Genomic DNA, 2,036 nt, shown 5'->3' with positions numbered 1-2,036 from the left:
CGTCAATCATGGCTTCCAGCGATTTGACCATTCATTTAACCGGACAGCAGTGAAATTCAATAGGTAATTGTGACATAGCCTTAATAAGCACTTGTTGCCTATATTTAATCGCAAAGACCAAATATACGTGCATTAAAAACATAGCGTATCAGCCGTGCCAAATGTCATTGTCAATCCTCGTACAATCAGTGTTATTTAACCATGAAACGTCTACAAGTTTGAATTGATATCGAGCGGTGAACAATCCTGTGCCATGCGTCAATATGCTGGCTGTTGCCGAGCGGGGTTTAGCAAAGCTTTGGTGTGGGGAAATGCACCATACCGAGCTGACAACACATTTAAATTTGGTTATACCAAAATCGTTCTTAAGTATATAACTGTAACTTATTGTTTTATATATACTAGTTAGAGGTGGCCTTCGGGCGATTTTCGGCCTTGGAGGGAAGGACAAGCTTGCCTGGCTATAGGATGCACTCAGTCAAATCCGGCAACAAGACTGCACAATGAAGCACGAACACGTCGAAAGACACTGCAAATTATCACGTGAGCCCGTAAGAATTTGCTCTCTTTTAGGCAGGAGGATGTCAAGGGGTTTTTTAACTCTGAAACTTTGTTTATCATCAATTCAAGGGCCACACTATGGTACCGTCGAAATACCAACCACGGGCAAGGGGATAACCATGGACAGTACCGGAATACCAGAACGAAATGCTACTTTCACGCGCTTCGGTGGCATTGATACTCTTATCGCAGATTATCGCTGGTGGAGCGTGCAGATCCGCCCACAACAGGCGACGCTGGGCGCGATGATCCTGCTTGCCCATGGGCCGGCGCTAGCATTTGGCGATTTGCCTGACGGCGCGCACAATGAACTTGCCAGGATCACCCGCGACATCGAAACTGCCGTGCGTCGCTTCGGCAATCAAAAAATCAATTATCTGATGCTGATGATGGTCGATCCGCACGTGCATTTTCACGTCGTGCCACGCTATGCAGCCAGCGCGGTGTTCGACGACATCACATTTGATGATCCGGGTTGGCCCGGCTTGCCCAATCTTGTCTGCGCGCCAACCGCGCTGGATGCGGCGGCACGCGTCTGTGCCACCTTGCGTGAAACATGGCCAGCACCTGCTGCTGAAACCCAAAAGCCGTAGTCATTTTTCGCGGCCCGCGATGATCTTGCGCACAAGCGCCAGATCATCGGTCTTGTCCACATCAATGGCCGCTTCGGCGAAGGGCAGTATGACTGGCCGAACCCGTACACCTAGTCGTCGCGACAGCATGGAGAACACCGCCTCAGGTCCCGACCTTGCTAACAGAATGCGCAATGCTGTCAGCGGCCCAAAGTGCAAGGCGAGGCGCCAGAATTTCTTGCGATTTTGTTCAATGTGTTGCCAGAACTGGATCGCCGTAAGCGCCTTTGGTGTGGCAAGGTAGTACATGTTGCAAGTCGACAGTTCGACCCCGCCAAGGGACAGATAGGTGCGTCTGGTTTGGGGATAGGCCGCCTCGATCGTTGACCGCTCGGCAAAACCGACAGTCAGATCGACATCGCGTGCAGTAGATTTTTCAAGAAAGGTATCGATCATTTCGGGCGTCAGCAACGCGTGATCGCATGTTGTCACCAAAAGCGGCGTGGCAACCGACCCTTCGAGCGCCATTAGCAGGCTGGCGGCAGGCCCCTTTCCCTGCGCCTCATTGAAATGGCAGGCAATGCCATCTGCCGCTTGTTCGAGCGCGGCCCCCTTTAAACCAATCACAAAGGCCGGCAGATTCACCCGGCTGCCGCCCAGTGCGCGCAGTACCCGTGATAACATCGGTTGTCCGGCAATATCAATCATTGCCTTGCTGATCACCCCTTCGGACAGGCACAGCGGATCGCCCTCCGCACGCGCCCCAGCAAGAACAAGCGCGTGAACCATTTGGGTCGTGGTGTCAGTCATGATTATCCTTTTTTGGCAGTTGGAACATTGCCCGTTATCACTAGTGTAGTGAACCGTAATTAACGGAACTAATAACAATGGTGCCTGTCTCAT

Annotated in this window: 3 protein-coding genes; 2 read left to right on the top strand and 1 reads right to left on the bottom strand. The window is 51.7% G+C overall.

Going from position 1 to position 2,036, the window contains the following annotated elements:
* Nucleotides 1–223: 223 nt before the first annotated feature.
* Entirely contained in the window at nucleotides 224–409 is a 186-nt protein-coding gene (locus MJ769_RS14405; RefSeq protein WP_256445669.1) for a hypothetical protein, read from the top strand.
* A gap of 271 nt (nucleotides 410–680) precedes the next feature.
* Nucleotides 681–1,154: an HIT family protein gene (locus MJ769_RS01270; protein ID WP_239234036.1), complete on the top strand. Its 474-nt coding sequence runs from the start codon at nucleotides 681–683 to the stop codon at nucleotides 1,152–1,154.
* Here MJ769_RS01270 and MJ769_RS01265 read toward each other — a convergent pair.
* The coding region (locus MJ769_RS01265) for a nucleotidyltransferase family protein (protein WP_239234035.1) at nucleotides 1,155–2,036 on the bottom strand (882 nt) is incomplete at its 5' end. It abuts the gene before it with no gap.

The organism is Candidatus Nitrotoga sp. BS (assembly GCF_927797785.1).
In the GTDB taxonomy this organism is placed as follows: domain Bacteria; phylum Pseudomonadota; class Gammaproteobacteria; order Burkholderiales; family Gallionellaceae; genus Nitrotoga.
Note: the sequence above shows the minus strand (reverse complement) of the source record. Positions and strands in the feature narration are given on the sequence as shown.

What these genes read in the sequence shown, in the direction of transcription:
- MJ769_RS01270 (WP_239234036.1), top strand. Translation starts at nt 681, where the DNA reads ATGGACAGTACCGGAATACCAGAACGAAATGCTACTTTCACGCGCTTC.